16 protein-coding genes are annotated in these 18,350 nt (G+C 38.9%); 7 read left to right on the top strand and 9 right to left on the bottom strand.

Annotated features, from left to right (window positions below; translation table 11 throughout):
* Nucleotides 1-13: 13 nt before the first annotated feature.
* The 3 genes from Q0954_RS00225 to Q0954_RS00215 all read left to right on the top strand — a co-directional run bounded on the left by Q0954_RS00225 (nt 14) and on the right by Q0954_RS00215 (nt 4,986).
* Entirely contained in the window at nt 14-1,636 is a 1,623-nt protein-coding gene (locus Q0954_RS00225) for a Stp1/IreP family PP2C-type Ser/Thr phosphatase (RefSeq protein ID WP_299452131.1), read from the top strand.
* Nucleotides 1,637-1,736: 100 nt separating this feature from the next.
* Nucleotides 1,737-3,209 (top strand): protein kinase, encoded by a 1,473-nt coding sequence (locus tag Q0954_RS00220; RefSeq protein WP_299452130.1) that lies wholly within the window; start codon nt 1,737-1,739, stop codon nt 3,207-3,209.
* 115 nt (nt 3,210-3,324) lie between these two features.
* Nucleotides 3,325-4,986 carry a serine/threonine-protein kinase gene (locus tag Q0954_RS00215; protein ID WP_299452129.1) on the top strand — a complete coding sequence of 554 codons (1,662 nt, stop codon included), beginning with the start codon at nt 3,325-3,327 and terminating at the stop codon, nt 4,984-4,986.
* A gap of 89 nt (nt 4,987-5,075) precedes the next feature.
* Here Q0954_RS00215 and Q0954_RS00210 read toward each other — a convergent pair whose 3' ends face one another.
* The 7 genes from Q0954_RS00210 to Q0954_RS00180 form a co-directional block, all read right to left on the bottom strand.
* Nucleotides 5,076-5,486, bottom strand: a complete 411-nt coding sequence (locus Q0954_RS00210; protein WP_299452126.1) for a lipocalin family protein — start codon at nt 5,484-5,486, stop codon at nt 5,076-5,078.
* A 159-nt stretch (nt 5,487-5,645) separates the two neighbouring features.
* The gene (gene ispF, locus Q0954_RS00205) at nt 5,646-6,128 is read right to left on the bottom strand and encodes a 2-C-methyl-D-erythritol 2,4-cyclodiphosphate synthase (protein WP_299452427.1); all 483 of its coding nucleotides are present in this window, start codon (nt 6,126-6,128) and stop codon (nt 5,646-5,648) included.
* Between the two features lie 102 nt (nt 6,129-6,230).
* Nucleotides 6,231-7,466 (bottom strand): pitrilysin family protein, encoded by a 1,236-nt coding sequence (locus Q0954_RS00200; RefSeq protein WP_299452124.1) that lies wholly within the window; start codon nt 7,464-7,466, stop codon nt 6,231-6,233.
* Nucleotides 7,467-7,701: 235 nt separating this feature from the next.
* Nucleotides 7,702-8,058 (bottom strand): DUF6686 family protein, encoded by a 357-nt coding sequence (locus Q0954_RS00195; RefSeq protein WP_299452122.1) that lies wholly within the window; start codon nt 8,056-8,058, stop codon nt 7,702-7,704.
* 235 nt (nt 8,059-8,293) lie between these two features.
* Nucleotides 8,294-8,728: a hypothetical protein gene (locus Q0954_RS00190; protein WP_299452119.1), complete on the bottom strand. Its 435-nt coding sequence runs from the start codon at nt 8,726-8,728 to the stop codon at nt 8,294-8,296.
* Between the two features lie 379 nt (nt 8,729-9,107).
* Nucleotides 9,108-9,944, bottom strand: a complete 837-nt coding sequence (locus Q0954_RS00185) for a hypothetical protein (protein ID WP_299452116.1) — start codon at nt 9,942-9,944, stop codon at nt 9,108-9,110.
* A 151-nt stretch (nt 9,945-10,095) separates the two neighbouring features.
* Nucleotides 10,096-12,564: a zinc-dependent metalloprotease gene (locus tag Q0954_RS00180; RefSeq protein ID WP_299452114.1), complete on the bottom strand. Its 2,469-nt coding sequence runs from the start codon at nt 12,562-12,564 to the stop codon at nt 10,096-10,098.
* Between the two features lie 190 nt (nt 12,565-12,754).
* On the opposite strand from Q0954_RS00180, the gene Q0954_RS00175 reads away from it, so the two are divergent.
* Both Q0954_RS00175 and Q0954_RS00170 read left to right on the top strand, forming a co-directional pair.
* The gene (locus tag Q0954_RS00175) at nt 12,755-13,111 is read left to right on the top strand and encodes an MmcQ/YjbR family DNA-binding protein (RefSeq protein WP_299452111.1); all 357 of its coding nucleotides are present in this window, start codon (nt 12,755-12,757) and stop codon (nt 13,109-13,111) included.
* Nucleotides 13,108-13,806, top strand: coding sequence for a TIGR02117 family protein (locus tag Q0954_RS00170; protein ID WP_299452109.1), 699 nt, complete (start codon nt 13,108-13,110; stop codon nt 13,804-13,806). The genes Q0954_RS00175 and Q0954_RS00170 overlap by 4 nt, the downstream gene beginning before the upstream one ends.
* 301 nt (nt 13,807-14,107) lie before the next feature.
* Here the strand turns inward: Q0954_RS00170 and Q0954_RS00165 are convergent, their stop codons facing one another.
* Complete coding sequence (locus Q0954_RS00165) at nt 14,108-14,653, bottom strand: hypothetical protein (RefSeq protein WP_299452108.1); 546 nt, start codon at nt 14,651-14,653, stop codon at nt 14,108-14,110.
* 366 nt (nt 14,654-15,019) lie between these two features.
* Entirely contained in the window at nt 15,020-15,445 is a 426-nt protein-coding gene (locus Q0954_RS00160; protein WP_299452106.1) for a hypothetical protein, read from the bottom strand.
* A gap of 612 nt (nt 15,446-16,057) precedes the next feature.
* Between Q0954_RS00160 and Q0954_RS00155 the strand changes: the two genes are divergently transcribed.
* Together Q0954_RS00155 and Q0954_RS00150 are read left to right on the top strand one after the other, a co-directional pair.
* Nucleotides 16,058-17,185 carry an aminotransferase class V-fold PLP-dependent enzyme gene (locus tag Q0954_RS00155; protein ID WP_299452104.1) on the top strand — a complete coding sequence of 376 codons (1,128 nt, stop codon included), beginning with the start codon at nt 16,058-16,060 and terminating at the stop codon, nt 17,183-17,185.
* Nucleotides 17,182-18,234: a hypothetical protein gene (locus tag Q0954_RS00150; RefSeq protein ID WP_299452101.1), complete on the top strand. Its 1,053-nt coding sequence runs from the start codon at nt 17,182-17,184 to the stop codon at nt 18,232-18,234. Before Q0954_RS00155 ends, Q0954_RS00150 begins: the two co-directional genes overlap by 4 nt.
* Nucleotides 18,235-18,350 lie beyond the last annotated feature (116 nt).

Raw genomic sequence — 18,350 nt, 5'->3', positions numbered from 1 at the left:
ACGTTATAACGATATGAAAAACTTTCATTTTGGTAGCCATACCGATATAGGGCATGTAAGAAAGCAAAACGAAGATTCTATGGGGTATTATGAAACCTCCAATGGATATGTTTTTGTGGTGTGTGATGGCATGGGTGGCGCTGCCGGAGGCTCTACAGCTTCGCGGATGGCTGTAAACAGCATCAAAACCTTTTTTCAACACCAATACTACCCTAATCCAATAGAAGCTATCAGTCAGGCAATACAATATGCTAACCAACAGATTTTTCAAGCAGCTCAGAAAGCCCCCGGAATGCAAGGTATGGGCACCACTTGTGTGTTAATGTTGGTACGCAATGATCAGGTATACTATGGGCATGTAGGCGACAGCCGCCTTTATCGTTTAAACCAAGGTGGTATATCCAGGGTAACTAAAGACCATTCGTTTGTACAGGCTTTGGTAGACCAGGGGGTAATAAGTGATGAAGAAGCAGAAACACACCCCCGTCGCAACGAATTGTTACGAGCGTTGGGTACCCAACCTGTAACAGAAGTAGAAGTGTCTTTTTCGCCTATTATACCTGACAAAAACGATATATTTTTACTTTGTACCGACGGGCTCAATGGCTTGGTGCACGACAAAAGTATAGAAGGCACACTTAACTCTCCGATAGATGTAGAGCACAAGGCTATAAAACTGGTACAGATGGCCAACAACCTGGGAGGTTATGACAATACTACTGTACAATTAATTGAATTTTATAACTTGCCTGATAAGCATAAATTTGACTCAGGCGAGCAAAAGAGTATATTAGGTGGCACACTGATTAATAACCCGCCACCTACCAGTGGTTTTTCTGATGTATCGTCTGCCGATGATGCAAATGCTGGGTTTAATGACTTTTCACCAGAAGATGTATCGCAGGGTACATCTTCTTCTGACTTTATACCATCACCCGAATCAGAAGCCTACCCTCCTACCCCAAAAACACCCAACCCAAAACGACAAGAACCTCGCGCTAAACGTGACTATGATCATTATGAAGATGATGAAGAAGACTATCAGGATAGTCGTGGTTCACGAAAACGTCGCAACAGAGGATCAGGCTTTAGGCTAGACATAGACTCTCCCATTATGCAGGTATTGGGTAGGTTGGTATTGGTAATAGTGGTGTTTTATGGAGCTCAATGGTTATATAAATACGCTGTGAAAGAGGGCATTATAAATACAGGTATAGTAGACAAAACAAAGAAGTGGTGGCAAGATGGGGAAGAAACTATTAATAACGCCAAAAACAAGTACAATGCAGCAAAAAAGCGGATAAAAGATGCTCAGGACTTTATTAATTCTACCCAAAAATCCTTGAACAATACTTTGCTTAAATTAGACAGTCTACGTAATAAGTTTAACCACATCACGGTGCAGGTAACCGAAAAAACCAAGGACTTAAAAAAGCTTGCCGAAGAGCAGGGCTCAAAACTTGAGTGGATACTGGAGGTAAATGGGCTAAAGTCTGCCGATGAAATCGAAACAAAGAATATTAAGAAGCTAATTATACCTAAAGAAAACCCCAAAAAGGTGATAGATAAACTAGATGATTTGAAACAAAAAGCACAAAAAACTATTGCCGAAGAATCAGCAAAATTAAAACAATAAACAGAGAAGTATTCAATTTACTTCTGCCAAGTAAAATTTAGAAAGCTAAAAGTCAGCGTTATAAAAATAAGTTGTATTTTTGCTTTTAAACCAAAATGTAATGGGCGAGAATAATAACAACAACATATTAAACTACCGCATAGAAGAATTAGTCCAGGAGAATCAGGTCTTTCGTTCTTACGTGGGTACACACATTCAATTTCCCAAAAAAGTATTGATTAAAACCCTTAACCCATTACTGGACTATAACCCTGAGGCAAAGGCTTCTTTTATGGAAGAAGTAAAAAAACTTGCTGCTGTGCAACATCCCTATATTGCCACTTTGTATGATTGCCTGGAGCAAGGCAATGACCTTTACCTAATATATGAGTACCTGGAAGACCATTCGCTTACTCACCATATTTATCGCCAGGGCGCAATGAATGAAGCAGAGGCAATGGGTCTGTTTATGAAAATATTAGAAGCCTACCAATATGCGCATCAAAACCAATTGATCAATGGTGCTATCAGCCCCAATCATATTTTTGTGTCTCAAGACCAAGAAGTAAAATTATTAGCATCGGCTTTGAGCAATGTTTTTTTAACCGAAAATTTAAAACTACAGAATGTAGAATTGGCAGCTTATATCAGCCCTGAACAAGCCCGTGGGCAAGCCACCAACCAAGCAAGTGATGTGTATGCATTGGCGGTGATTTTTCACTTTATGCTGCATGGCAATCAACCTTACGAAGGAAAAACACTTGCTCAACTACAGAAAGATATTATTCAAACATCTTTGCCTCTGAAAAACACCAGTGCTGGGTTGAAAACCATACTGCAAAAGGCTTTAGCAAAAGACCCTGCACAACGTTTTGCGACACTGGAAGGCTTTATAGAGGCGTTGAAAAAGCATACAGAATCACTCAACTCGATCAAAACTCCCCCTACTCCTGTTGTTTACCCTGACGACCTGGAAGAAGAATCTGAAGTTTATGCTGAAAATGTAAAGGTGATAAATTTGCCTTTGTATATTCTCATAGGGTTGGTGGGTGTGATGCTTATTTACAGTTATGCCAAAGACAACACCAAAAAATTTGTCAATACAGCAGTAGTATTTAATATCCAGGATACCAGCTCTATTCGCTCTATGCAAGACTCTATCAAGAGAGCCAACAAAGCACAACGAGTAAGCGACAGTATTCGCCGTATGACCATAGGCAAAGCAAATGACAGCACTAAGGTATTTATTCATAAAGCAGGTTATGGCGAAACCCTCGAATGGTTGGCAAAAAGGTATTATGTACCTTTAGAAACCCTCGAAAAAATGAATGATATAAAACGTACTGATAAAATTCGCCCTCGTACTGGGTTAAAAATATTGGTGCGTGACATTTATAAACTGAAAGCAAACGAAAATATTTATCATGTATCCCGTAAATATCGTATCAACCCAAAAATAATTCTATACGCCAATGGAATTTCGCTGGCAAATGCAAAGCGACAATACGACGAACAGGGAATGTTGATAGAAGAAGAGAAACCTATTTATGAAGGAAAAGAATTGGTGATTCCATTAAATGCTCCCAGATATTAACCCTCATAAATGACTTGCCTCACTTCAGTTGTTTTGTTATGAAAACTACAGAGGTGAGGTATATTTATTTCAGGCATCATAACCCAACTAAAAGCACTTTAAACTTTATTATGTAATGATCGGGGAAAAAATTCTTAATTATCATATAGATTCACTCATAGGCGAAGGGGGTGTAGGAACTGTATTCCAGGCAACCCATACTCAGCTTGGCAGAAAAGTAGCCATTAAAGCCCTTAACCCATTGTTGGTAAACAACGAGCAAGTAAAACAGCGTTTTCGGCAAGAAGCAACCACCCTGTCCAACCTTCAGCATATCAATATTATTACCCTATATGATTACTTAGAAAACGAAAAAGGCTTGTTTCTAATTATGGAATATGCACAAGGCGAAGCACTTGATAGGTTTATCAAGAAGTGCCCTATTCCTGAAGAACAGGTTCGTTATTACTTTTCGCTTATATTGGCTGGTATGGAGTACGCCCACAAACAAGGCGTGATTCACCGCGATATAAAACCCTCAAACATTATCATCACTCAAGATGCCAGCGCCAAAGTGTTGGACTTTGGGATTGCTAAAATTTTAAAAGAAAACAAAAACAACCTTACCAAACCCGGTGCTCAACTAGGTACAGTGATGTACATGAGCCCCGAACAAGTACAAGGGAAAGAAATAGATCAGCGAACTGACATATACTCACTAGGAGTTACCTTGTTTGAAATGCTTACAGGAAAAGCGCCCTATGACGAAACTCAACTTACTGAGTTTGATGTGTTCAATAAGATAGTAAATGACCCTTTGCCTCCTTTGAAGCAGTTCAATGGTGCCATTTCGGAACGAATGCAACAATTGATTGACAAAGCCACGGCAAAAAATCCAGCAGAACGTTTTCAGAGTTGCGCTGAGTTTAAAGAAGCATTGCTCAAACAAGAAGAGGTCACAGGAGATACTACCACGCAAAACTTAAGACCTACCCAGGTAAAGGCTACAGATGCCATTGCACGTAATACCAGTGCTGCCAGTCAAAAACAGAGGAAAAAAAATACCCACCCCAAAAGAGTCTCTTATGCCCCTTTGTATATTTTGATATTTGTTTTAGTAGGGCTTGTAGGCTTTGTTATTTATAGTGAATTTATGGGAGATGATGCCCCTAAAAAAGGCATAGCCGATAACCGAAAAAACACTACTGGTAAGGATCAGGAAGTGATAAAGAAAGATCCAAAAACAGGAGAAGATCAGAACAAGACAAAAGAGGAAGACAAGGAAAAAGATAAAGAGGACGAAGAGAAGAAAAAAAAGATTGAGGCACAAGAAGCTATCATTGATAGTCTGAATTCAATCAAAAAACATTTGCAGGACACACTAAAAACAATCCAGCGAAAGCGTACCGATTCTTTGATGAGAGGGCTAGTAGTAGATGGTAGACTACTCGAAGAAGACGAGCTTGCCGAAGGAATGACAGTAGAAGTTACTTTGGTAAACAATCGCTCAGATGTAAAGTTTAAGGATGTAGTGATTGCTATAAAATACTTTAATGCCGCCGGAGCTGAGTTGGAAGAATATGTACACAAGTACGGCGACTTAGCTAAAGAACCCAAAGTACCAGTTACTTTTAAGATAAAACGTAACATAGAAGCTGCTCGCTTTCAGTGCATACGAAAGTCGGCAAACCCACAAGACCTAAGCCCGCCTGCTCAGCTAGACTCACTCAACCAGAAAATTAAAAAGATTGCTGAGGAAATTAAAACAGCCCAGGAAAAAAAAGAAGAAGAGAATTAACCTATAGGATTGTTGAATACGCAGCATAAAAAAACGTCTTTTGAGTAGCTCACAAAAGACGTTTTTTTATATATAATATATGGCTCACACTACTGCATGGTGACTGAGTAGGTAGTAGTACCTGTTTTGGTGCTCTCAACGGTCATTTTAAAAGTTAACTCAGATGAAGTAACGTTTACATCGGTAAAACTAGCTGCATAAGCAGTACCACTGGCAGGAGTAAAAGTAATAGTATTGCCAGTAACAGTGTAAGTACCTGATTCGGTAGCGCTCCCTAAGGTATGAGTATACGAACCATCAGCACTGAAAGTCACTGTTTTACCCTGAAAGGTAGTAACTTCTGTGTTGTTTTGGTCGGTCACTTTTGAAATTGTCCAAGGTTGCTTAGCAACTAGCAAATCACTTGTGCCTGGATCATTATCACCACCTTTTTTGCAAGCTGTAAAAGCAAAAACACAAACAAGGGTCATTAGTAATAAAGAAAAATAATTCTTTTTCATAATTTCTCGAAATTTTAAATATATCAAAGCAAAAATAACTAAAAAAATCAATTAAATACGTAGTCTGTTTTCCGAATTATAGGAAAACCTGATTTTTATAGCGTTATGCAATCAAACATATACTTGCATTATTTACTCAAAGTAAGCAAAACAAGTTGTCTATTTTTTTGAAATTAACACTGTAGCCATAGCCGCTACTCCTTCTTTACGTCCAACAAAGCCCAAGCGTTCTGTTGTAGTGGCTTTTACAGACACATCATCCACAGAGATACTCATTACATCGGCCAAACACTGCTGCATTTCTGGGATGTATTGCCCTATTTTTGGGGCTTGCAAACAAACTACCGCATCTATATTTCCTATTTCATAATTGGCATCCTTCAGTAATTTTATCACATCCTTCAGCAGTATTTTACTATCAATCCCTTTGTATTGAGGGTCTTTGTCAGAAAAGTGATACCCTATATCACGCATATTTGCTGCCCCCAGTAAAGCATCACAAATAGTATGTATGAGCACATCAGCGTCTGAATGCCCAACTGCACCATGAGTGTGAGGAATTTTGATTCCACCCAGCCAAAAATCAGCCCCTTCTTGCAGCTGATGTACATCATAACCTTGACCTACACGTATTTTCACAATATTTTTTTTAAATGATTAATGCAACGAATATCAATATTTTAGCAACATTAATCAAATATCCTACACAATGTATTGGTAAAGATGAACAAACCAACCCACTTGTCAGGCTTTTCTATAATAAAGGGTACTGCTATTTTCGGGTACCAAAATCTGATTGGCTATGTCCATCATCTGCTGAGAATGTACCGCTTGTATTTTCTCAGATTCATTGTTTACTGCATTGGCATTGCCCAATAATGCCGCAAAACTAAGGTTCATGATTCTGGTAAGCACCTCTACCTCTGAAAACACCAAAGTAGACTCTGCCTGATTTTTCACTTTGCTCAACTCTTGTTCTTGTATTTTATGATTTTTGAGCTCAGCAATGATTTTTTGTACTGCTTCATCGCCCTCTTCCAGCGACACGCCTTCGTTGAGGTTGCCATGTACCACCAACAAGCCTGGCTCTACCGACCCGGTAATATAAGCATTGACAGAATTAAATATTTTCTTCTCTTTGACCAACTTGGTATACAGTCTTGATGACTTGCCTCGCCCCAATACATCACTGAGCAAATCTGTAGCATAATAATCAGGGTGGTTTTTAGGTGCCATGTGGTACACCTTATAAAGCGCGTTCATTGGCACATCGCCAGTAACTTCGGCATACCTGGCCTTTGTTTGCAGAGGTTCTTTAGGTAGCTTCCGCTGATAGTCAGTGCCCGCCGGAATGTCACCAAACCATTTCTCGGCAAGGTACTGTAGCTGTGCTTTATCTATATTGCCGGCTACTGCCAAAATAGCGTTGTTGGGAAGGTAAAACTTTCTAAAAAAATCTTTTACGTCTTGCATTGTAGCACGCTCTATGTGCGAAATGTCTTTGCCTATAGTTGCCCAACGGTAAGGGTGTACCTGATAAGCCAATGGACGTAGCTTGAGCCATACATCTCCATAAGGTTGGTTCAAATACCTTTGCTTAAACTCTTCTATTACTACCTTTCGTTGCACTTCTAACACCTCAGGATCAAACGATAAACTCATCATACGGTCAGACTCCAGCCAAAAAGCAGTTTCTATATTGGCAATAGGTAGTGTGATGTAATAGTTAGTAATATCAGGTGTAGTGTAAGCATTGTTTTCACCTCCTACCCGCTGTAAAGGTTCATCATAAGATGGAATATTTTTAGACCCACCAAACATTAAGTGCTCAAATAAATGGGCAAACCCTGTTTTGTTTTCGTCCTCATCTTTCGAGCCCACATTATATAGTATATTGACCGCCGCTACTGGAGTAGTAGTGTCTTGGTGTAGGTATACTTGCAAGCCATTTTTTAGTGTAAAGCATTGATATTCAATCATAAACGCCAAAGTATCATTTGATGGATGTGTGTGTAATAGTGCTTTTAAAGTATTGCTACACAATAAAACGAAATCAGATTTAAAAAGTCGTGTTTTGAGGTACTATATTTTAACTAAGAAAATAATGTACTCGCAGAAAGGGAGTTAGGGAAAGTATACAAGTAAAAGGCAGGAAAATATAGCAAAAAGGCAGACGCCTGATAGCGTGAGAAGCACAGGCGTGGGATGTATTTTACTAAACCAATACAGAGTACAAACGTTCGTACAGTATGCTGTTCAGTTCAAGCATTACTTTGGCACCAGAAAGTAATTCTTTGAGTTCGGCAATTTCGGTAAGGGTAAGCACATAACAACGCTCACAGCTGCATGGTGCTATTATTTCATAATCATAAACAGCGTCAGAGTTGTTTGCCATTAAGTCCAAATCTATGTTATCTACTGCTTTTTTGAATTTATAAAAGCAAAGTACTTTGTAGGAAGTCATCGCTCCATTAAATTCTACCCAAAAACAACGATCTTTATTTGATTGGTATACCGCACCGTTTGGGGTTTGGTAAACTTCTATAAAGTGATTTGGTATATTCTGCTTCATTGTTGTGTTTTATATGCTGTTGGTATTACAAAAGTATGCATTATTTATAATCAGTCCAAATAAATGTAAGTTTTCAAGCATTACAAAAAAAACAAATTGTGTAACAACCTTGAATAGTTATATTTTTTCAAGACAAAGATATAATACTTCTTCCTTTACAACACTGATAGATGTCATTGCAAAGCATAAAAAACAGTAGCAAACAAAGCAAATATTGGCAAACCCCTTCCTATTTTTATTTTTTATAAGATTTGATAAACTTACGGGCAGTTTTTTTATCTATGCCTGTTATCTGTAAGTTACCACTCGTAATGGTTTCTTGCACCAACGGTGCTGATAAAATTTCGCCCTCAAAAACAATCACCAAGGGTTTTTGTAGATTATTTTGGGTCATTTGAGCAAGTTTTGCTTTCCCTGCTTTATTTAACTTAATAAATAAAGTTTTGCCCTGAGGAGTAGACTTAGCAGTCATTTTTTTGAAATCTGCAAAAGTAATGGCTACAGATTTATCTACCCTCAACGATCTATCTGTATTGTTGTAAAAAGGGAGTTTTACCCCTCCTTGAACCGCAGTTTGAAAAATACCACTCAAACTTGTGCCATCAGTTTGTCCATAGCTTAGCTGGGCAACCAATAGCACAAGCCCTAGCATCCATATTAGTTTTTTCATAGCAAAAAAATTTAACTTAGGAATGGTACCAAAATAAATACGCATTCTTAACCTCATCTTTTGAGGCTATACTTTGTTAAAAAATAGCCGAATAGCGCTGCTATTAGCCGACCATCCCTCAAGCTCGCTCAACATCCACTGGATATTGCCGTACCTCGTCTAGCAACAAAATATTTTAGCGTTACTATAGAAATTTATTTTTACACCATTCCTTAGGAATGGTGAGAAATTAAATTACCATTCTTGAGGTAGAGGTTTTGTTTTGAGACGAGGCTATTTTTTGCGCCCATAGCAGCGCTACGGGCAATAAAAATAACGAAGTATCAAGGCGAAAAATCACCCCTCAGAGTGTAAATTTATTTTTGAACAATTCCTTAGATTAATCTTCTTCATTACTCACTAAAAACTCTTGTTGTTGCCTAATAGCTGAAATAAAATTATCCATAAAGTCTTTTTTACGCACTTCACTCAGTTTATCGAGCGACAAAAATGGATTGAGGTCTTCCAATTCTAACAACAACCAACTACTATCGTCCAAACGACAGGCATCTACCCGTTGTATCCCCCAATCCATGTTGTTCCAGGCGATAAATTTTTGAGCAAAAGCAAGGTCAGTATCATTAGGGATAAACTCTTGAAGCTCCCACCTTTTCTTTTTGTCAGGTGCATACAAAGCATACTGAAACTGACCATTGAGGTAATAAAAAGAGGCTTCATATACAAAAGATACAAAAGGTTGAATAAGCATGTCGGTCAGGTCGTGCTGTGAAATAGCGCTTTTGGCAACAATTTTCATCCCTATCGAATCAGCCCCTAGTTTGGGCTTGAGTATGTAGTGAGGCGCACTACCCAATGTCGATAACTCCTCTATATTGTCTATTGTAGGAATAACAGGGTATTTTTTTTGGGTGAGTTCGAGCAAATATTGCTTACCATGCATGTCTGCTTTGCCATCCATAGAATTAAATATTGCCACGCTGCCTTCATTTACTGCCGACAAAAACTCATTGAAATATTCCTGATAATAAATCACAGGTCCTGAGTTTCTTACAATGATCAGGTCGGCTACTTCAACAAATCCAATGGCTTGCTGAGGGTGACAGATTAATAGATTGAAATGTTCTTTGAGTTGTGAAGTAATGTATAAATCTTCCTCAGGATAATTTCTCCCTTTTGCCTCATAGTATAGGTCGGTGATGTATAAAATGGATTTCATAACAAATGCTTTGTGATATAACAAACCTACTTTGCCTCTAAAACAATCAAAACTATTTAAGATAAGCCGGGTTTGTGGCAAAATACACACCAGAGCATTGATACAAATTTCTATACTCTAGTGTGTGTTTTGCAGAAAATAATATTATTAACTACTCTTTAAATCCACAGGCATTGCTGGGGCTAAAGCCTCCACCTATAGGTGAGCCTGCCGGAGGCATAGAAGGCACAGTAAATTTGTGTTTAATGATGCCCTTCTGAAACTTTTCAATCTCTAACGCAGCAAAAAAGTAGTGCGCTTTAGTGGCTTTGTCTTTTACAGCTATTTGCTTGTTTTTTAACCATTCTTTCATTTCCTGTAATTCATAAGTAGCAATGGCTTTCACTTGAGTGGCTGCCTTAGGATGGTTGGCAAGCTGTATAAGTTGATAAAGCACTGTATTATTTACTACTTTTTGCACTTCGCCAGGGTAGCCTTGTTTGATACTACTTTTTAGGGTGACCTCTAGCAACTGAGTGATTACTTGCTGTAAACCAGGGTTTTTAGCATTTCGAGCGTGGTATTGCACCAAACGTGCCGCTCTTTCGTGGTGCAACAACATCTTAAGAGTGATACTAGCAGCTGTTTCGGCAACAGCCAAAGGGTCAAAGGCTACTCCAGTATGTGCTCTAAAGTTTTCGTGATTACGAGCATACCCATAAGCCTTTGGTGGAATGATCTTAAGCGTTTTTTCGGGCAACACCAAAGCCTCCGGCTCTAAAGTAGCCAATAGTGCCTTCAGTGCCTTTTGCTGTTCTTTTGCCGGAACTATGCGGGTTACTTGCTGTTGGTCGCCTCGCAAAGCATAAGTATAATACAAACCTCCCACTACCTTTGACGCGGCTTCTACTTGGTAACGATGCAGCAAATATACTGGTACCAATACATCTTCCAGGTGAGACATAGGCTCACCCATTCTAATATTTTTCTCTGAAAAATTTGCCAGTGCTTTAGCTCGTACCTTCATTATTCGGTCAAGCTCTTCGGCAGCACTGGTACCATTGTCCCAAAGATGCGCCAAAGGGTGAGCTCCACCCATCGGGCGCGCATCGGCATCAGAAATATAATACAACCCTTGTTTTATCGCGTCATCAAGTATTTTGTTCAAAGCCTTTTTTTCATCAGTATTTGGAGGAAAATCACTGTAACCATACTTAATGGCTACCTTGTCCCACTCGCCTATGTTGGTAGCATACACATCAGACCAGTCTATCCTCCCATTGCCCTTTACCTTGACCAATGGATGAGGATAATCCATTACCGAAGCTCTTTTGTTTACGCTAGACGCAAAGTTGTGCGACAAACCAAGGGTATGCCCTATTTCGTGGGCAACCAGTTGGCGTAAGCGAGCCAATGCTATTTTTTGCATATCTTCAGGTATTTTAGTACCATTGGCATAGGGTGCCAGCAAGCCCTCAGCAATCAGGTAATCCTGGCGAAGCCTAAGCGAACCCAACGTCACATGCCCTTTGATAATTTCTCCAGTACGGGGGTCTTTTACTGTAGCACCATAAGACCAACCACGTGTAGAGCGGTGTACCCAATTTACTACATTATAGCGTACATCCATAGGGTCAGCATCTGGGGGGAGAACTTTTACCTGAAACGCGTTTTTATATCCGGCTGCCTCAAACGCCTGGTTCCACCAACGCCCTCCTTCCAACATAGCCGATCTGATAGGCTCAGGCACGCCAGGGTCAATATAATATACAATAGGTTTTATCGGCTCACTTACTTTAGCCTGAGGGTTTTTCTTTTTAAGCCGGTGGCGTGGGATCATGTTCTTTACAATGCGATCATTGAGTGAGCTGGCATAATCTACATAAGACAAGCGCCCAAAACCAGCCCTTGGGTCAAACTGTCGAGGTTTGTATTTATTGTCTGGCAATGCTACCAAAGAGTAATGCTGACGCACAGTAACTGCCTCAGGCGTAGGTGCTACACTACGTATGTACTTGCCTTGGGCGTTTCCGGTAAAAGTAAGGGTCACTTCTACCTCAGTATTTTTAGGAAAGTTTTTGGTACGGGGCAAATAAAAAGCAGAACGGGTATTGTCTAGGCGATAATACCCTTGTTTTTTTGATTTGAGACGGTTGGCAACCCCATGAGCATCTCTCAGAAAGAAACGAGTCGCCTCTACCAACACCTTGTTGCCCTCGATTGCTGCTATCTGAAAACCCCATAAAACCGACTGAGCAAAAGCCAACTCAACGGCTTGTTTCTCCGCTTTATTTTTAGTGTTGGCTCTGTACTTATAGTTAGGCTGCACCATCAAAACCTTATTACCCACTCGCCGAAATTTTACAATCCGACTCTTACCCAACTGCCCTCGGTCTAGCCCAATGTCATTAGAACCCACCCCACCAGCAAGCGACTGAACATATAAGATTTCCTGATCAAACTTGTCTATTTCCAGCCATAACCCGCCATTGTCTTTGTCCCAATACAAAGGAAAATAACCTTCAATTTTTTTCATTCCACTGGTTCTTTGTTGAATGGTAGGAGTACCTATTTGTACTTGTGCCCACAACCCAAAAGATAAGCAGATACAAATGGACAGGAGTAATAATTTTTTATACATTATAGATGATGTTTAAGTCTTTGTTCCAAAAAGATGACGAGCTATCAAACAATGTTACCTTTATAAATAACTTTAAACCTATAAATTTGTCAAATAATTATCAAAAACTACCGATAGTTTAACTTTTCCCCAGAAGTTTTTATTTTTTTGTAGTAAAATAAACCATCATCACTTCAAAACTTACCATAAAATGAACATAGAAGAATTTAGAGAGTTTTGCATTGCCATGAAAGGGGTAACCGAGGAGCTACCTTTTGATGAAGACACTCTTGTATTTAAAGTAATGGGTAAAATGTTTGCCCTTACAGGAATGGAAACGTTTGCCGGGGTAAATGTAAAATGTGAACCCGAAAAAGCCATAGAGTTGCGCGAACAATACAATGCAGTAAAACCTGGCTATCATATGAGCAAAAAACACTGGAATACAATTGAAGTAAACAGCGATATGCCCGACAGTGAAATTCGCCAATGGATACAGCATTCCTATGATTTAGTAGTGTCGAAACTACCAAAAAAAATAAAGGAAGAACTCAAGACAATGGAATGAAAGCATTGTTACAAAAAACCTTAAGATATTGTTGGCAGGGCACTTTGTTGTTTGTTGCTTTTGTTGGGTTATACCTGGCAGGAGCAGTAGTCGGTGCTATCATCACTACAGGCACGCATAAACCTCAAACAATCAATCAAAGTACTGATAATGGCATCACTATTTATATTACAAGCAATGGTGTGCATACCAACATAGTATTGCCCACCCAACATGCGGTTAAAAACTGGCAAAAATGTCTACCCCTTACCACCCTCAAAAAATACGCACAATACCCCTACATTAGCTTTGGTTGGGGCGACAAAGACTTTTTTTTGCAATCGACTCATCACAATAGTCCCCGCTTTATTACAATACTCAAAGCCACCTTTGTACCTTCCCCAAGCCTCATGCATTTGTCTTTTTATAGAACCATAAACCCCCACTTGCTCAATACATACCCATTGGTTATATCTTCTGCTCAATACCAGGCATTGGTTCGTTATATACTAGCATCGTTTGCACTCACTCCAGAGCAAAAATTTCGTTGGGTAGCTAAAGGCTATGGCAACCATGACTTATTCTTTCGGGCAAAAGGACGCTACCATTTATTCAATACCTGCAACAACTGGACAAACCGAGGGCTAAAAAAAATGGGCATCAACACGGGCGTTTGGACTCCATTTGAGCAAGGAGTACTGTACAATTTAAAATAACGGACATTCTGATAACATCAACCAAGGTGTTTGCGCATAACATAACTTAGTAAGTAGCAGCAAGTCCTTAGATACCGATGAATATCGGTGCAATTAGCTATAAGCTACAAGTAAAGATAACTCTCTCATAATATGATAATTACACTTAAATATTAGGTATATTTAATTTTGTCTTGGTACATAAAACACTAAAAATAAAGTGACCCCAAAGAGGGTAATATTTGTTTGTTGAACCATTTTTTGAAGAAGTACAATAATCAAAGATGAGGTTTGGTAGATTAAGTTATTTTTGTAGTTTTTCTTAGGGGGCAGTAGCATACGTATGTTGGTACTTTTTGCTTGTTTGATAATGCCTTTCGAGCATATCCAGCCTTTGATAAGCCTGCTCCAGCAATAACTGTTTCTCTCTCAAAGCGGCTTGGTACGCCCTGGCCTTGTCTTGTGCCTCTTCTATGGCAATGGCTTGCTCTTTAAAATTTAAAAAAGGTTGCTGATCAGTTGTAAAAACCTCCAATGTATCGGCGTAATGTTCAAAACGAATACGCAGAAAAGCACTGGCATAACGAGGCTGCTTAGGCAAAGGCACCAATTGCTGTTGAAAACGTTGCCATGCAAAAAACTCATTGCTATGAGGTGCATATACATAATACTCGTTCAACTCTTTATTTTGATAAAGCTGTAGCCACCTTTGATACACCTCTCCCCATGACATGTGCTCAGGGACTATATCTAGTATAATCTTAAATTTAGTAGTTCTATTATTATTTTTGACTTCATTTTTATTATGAATGATAATACTTGTAATGGATTTTTCACCCACATGATTAATCACTAATTTAATATTCAAATTGGGTTGAAGTCTTTTTTTGAGCTTTAATTGCATATTTTGACAAAATGTATATGCCCATGCAAACTGTGAAAAATTAAGTATATCCATATCGCTTAATATTTATTATATATGCAAATATAATAATTAATTTCAGTTTTGATACTATATCTTTATTTTAAAATGCTTTCGTTTTCAGTAAAAAATATAATCATCTCATAAACAATCATTTATGATTGATATTTTTTTGCAATTATTAGAATTTAGCCCACAAAAAAACCTTTGATCGTATTCAAACTATCAAAGGTCATTAAATATTTTTGTTGGTGTACTTTACCCTCAAATGCCGATTGGTTTAAAGCACAAAGGGTGTTTAACAAGCAATTGTTAGGCAGCAATTTCTTGTTTATTGAGCCAGTCATTGACAGCATCTATATCATTAAAAAAACTCAGGTTGATTTTACCAGACGACGCCACCGCTTTGAACATCTGCTCCATAGATAAGCCCGTCACGAAATCCTGTGGCTTAATAATTCCAATTTTTTTTATGTTTGCCTCTATATACTTGGGAATAATATTTTGCTGGTACCACTCCTGAAGTTCGGGCTCTATTGTAAAGTTAAACTGTTGGGCATTAATAACTAAGCTTATGGGCTTATAAGCATCAATAACGAAGATGAGTTGTGTAATTGAGTCTTTAAAATCCTGATTTTCCATCACCACTGGCGGAGTTTGCCAGGCAATATGAATATTTTGCTGAGATTTATTAAAACTTATTGTGCAAAAATCTGAATTAAATAGTTCTTGTAACATTATGATAAAAATTTTGGTGAATGATTTTCTGTAATTTTTTTCTGTAATTTTTTCTAGTTAAAACACAGAAAATGAGGCATAAAATGCACAGTAAACCTCTTGCTGTCCGGATCTCATATAATTTTGAATTGGGTTTAAGTGGGTAGGTAAACATTGCATAGTTGACTAAATAAAAACGATAGAGGCCAGTAGTTGTACACACGCATTTCAATTATTTTTGTTGGGTTAAACACTATTGTTTAACTAAATAATTATGCTTTTTAGATGATTATATGCCATTTATTCTGTTTTTTTATCATTGCATAGGTAGCACTGTTAATTATTTATCTGTTACTTTGCAAGGCAAAAGAGCTTAAGATACCCAGTTGTAAATAATATTACACAAAAAAATAATTGGAGCAATGCTCTCTAAAACAAACCGATCTGCACCAAAATATTGAAACAGAGAATGAATATTACTTTTGATAGAAATGCTTTAAATGATTACCCTTTATCTCATTACAAAACTTATAATACCCGCTTATCCAGAGGTGGCTACACAAAAACAAAGTGTTGTTTTTTTATCACATAAAGCCATTAATTTCTGCTTAAAACACCCATTATACTAATACAATGAATAGCTTCATCCATAAAGTCTATTTAGACACTGCTGGCGTATCCAGACTATTGCCCCAGGCAGCTCACGCCATGCAAACCACCCTCATGGCTCAGCAATACCAGGGCAAAGCAGGCATCAAACAAGAGGCCTCCAGACTCATTCCTTCATTGCGGCATCAGATAGCCGCCTTGCTTGGCTGCGCCCCTCATGAAACAGCCATTACCGACAACACCACTCATGGGGTAAACATTGTAGCGCAAGGCATACAATGGCGTAAAGGCGACTGTATTTTAATTCCCGACAATGAGTTTCCTTCCAATGTTTACCCTTGGCTTAACCTGGTGGCACGAGGGATAGAGATTGTACGCATACCTACCCAACAGGGCAAGTATACAGTAGAGGATATTGCAAAAAAAATCACTCCTAAAACCCGCTTAGTGGCGCTTAGTCATGTAGGGTATTTGTCAGGGTTTAGGGCAGACATCAATACTATAGGTGAGTTATGCGCCCAAAAAGGCATATTGTTTTTTGTAGATGCTGCCCAAAGTGCGGGCTTGCTAAATATAGATGTAAAAAAAGCAAAAGTGTCAGCATTGACTACCTGTAGCTGGAAGTGGCTCAGAGGCCCGGTAGGTGCTGGTTTTTTGTATTGTTCTGATGAGCTGATACCTCAGCTCAAACCAGTATACGTAGGGGCAGGTGCTATGCAACAATCCGAGTCTGCCCCTGCCACATTGCCTTTTGACTTTAAACCTGGCGCAGCCCGGTTTGAGTATAGTTCGCTCAATATTCCTTCTATTGCAGGAGTAAATGCCGCCATCAAACACATTCTCCAGGTATCTACCCAAAAAATAGAGTCAAAAGCTTATGCCGATATCAGCTTTTTGTTTGATGCTTTACGCAACGCTGGCTGTACAATGTATACAGGTCAACAACCACTGGAAAAAACACAAACAGCCGGTATTTTATCGTTCAAGCACCCCGAAATACCCACTACTACTATCGAGCAATTTTTAGATCAACACGATATTGCCTATGCACACTGGCACGGCTATACCAGGCTATCGCCTGCGTATGACACCCCCCAAGTAGCACTAGAGCAATTTGTACATATACTTAATCACTTATTAATTTTAGCATGAGTAAGCTTCCTATTATTTTTGATGATCATTTAGACCACTCAAAAATTGAATTACAATATTTTGTAGATACCCGCATTGGCAAGAACACCTGCAAAGCAAAGTGTGAGTTTTGTTGGCTCGACAAACCACACCTCAACCATTTTAAACAAACACCAGAAGAAGCCGAAGTCATTATCAAAGGACTTGAACACAATGGGTTTAAGGTGGTTCCTATAGTATCTGATAGTTTTGCCGAAAACGGCAAGTACTTAAGATCCAACATTTTTAAAGACAATGATGACTGGTACATGGGCAATGCTGCCTGGTCGAGTGGCAGACCCTTGCTGCAAGACAACTACGAAGAGTTGCTGGATTTGTGCATAGACAATAATGTAAAAACCATTATTATGACCAGCCACGGTACCGAAGATAAATCTAAAGATTTTAAGGGCTTGACCCAACCCTCGGTAGTAAAAAAAGCTACAGCACGTATTAAAGAATTTTCGGCAAAACGCCAGTGGAAATTTAAGGTAATTCTCACCTTTACGATTAGCCGTGCCAACATGACCGAGCAACACCTTCAAAGCTACTTTGCCCATTGCGAAGCACTAGAGGCCGACGTAATACGTTTGAATAGGTTTGCCGACAAGCAAGGCATTTATGAGCATTTGCGCCTAACCAAAGAAGATACCATTGCTTGCTATCAGCTCATGAAAAAAGTGTATGACCAATACGAAGGCAATGTGCAACTAAGCGTAAGCGAAGATTTTGGTAACTGGGGAGTAGAAGTCATGGGGTTTCCGGCCGAGGTAGGCAATTGTGTAGCAGGTGAGTATTTGTTTGGAGTAGTATACCCCGATGTATATGTGTGCCCGGTAAACCTTACCCTTAAAGTAGGCAAAATACAGCCCGACCACACCATACAATGGAACCAAGAGGTAATAGACCAGCTCATGGCAGCCAAAACCCACCCCGACTTTGGGGGCTGTATAGGTGTGGCTTACCCTCACTCGCAAGAAATAAGGGATTACTTTCAAGACCTTAAACTTACTACCGTAGAACAGAAGTAATTTACTATTATAATCACTCATTAGACCTGATAGTTTTTTTAGTATAGGCAATTGAAATTTAATATTTGCGTCAAGTATTTTAAAACCTATAATAAAGATAAATATCCATACCTGCC

Origin of the sequence: uncultured Microscilla sp. (genome assembly GCF_947493425.1) — a bacterium.
GTDB lineage: Bacteria > Bacteroidota > Bacteroidia > Cytophagales > Microscillaceae > Microscilla.
The sequence above is the reverse complement of the archived record's forward strand: the minus strand, read 5'-3'. Positions and strand labels throughout refer to the sequence as shown.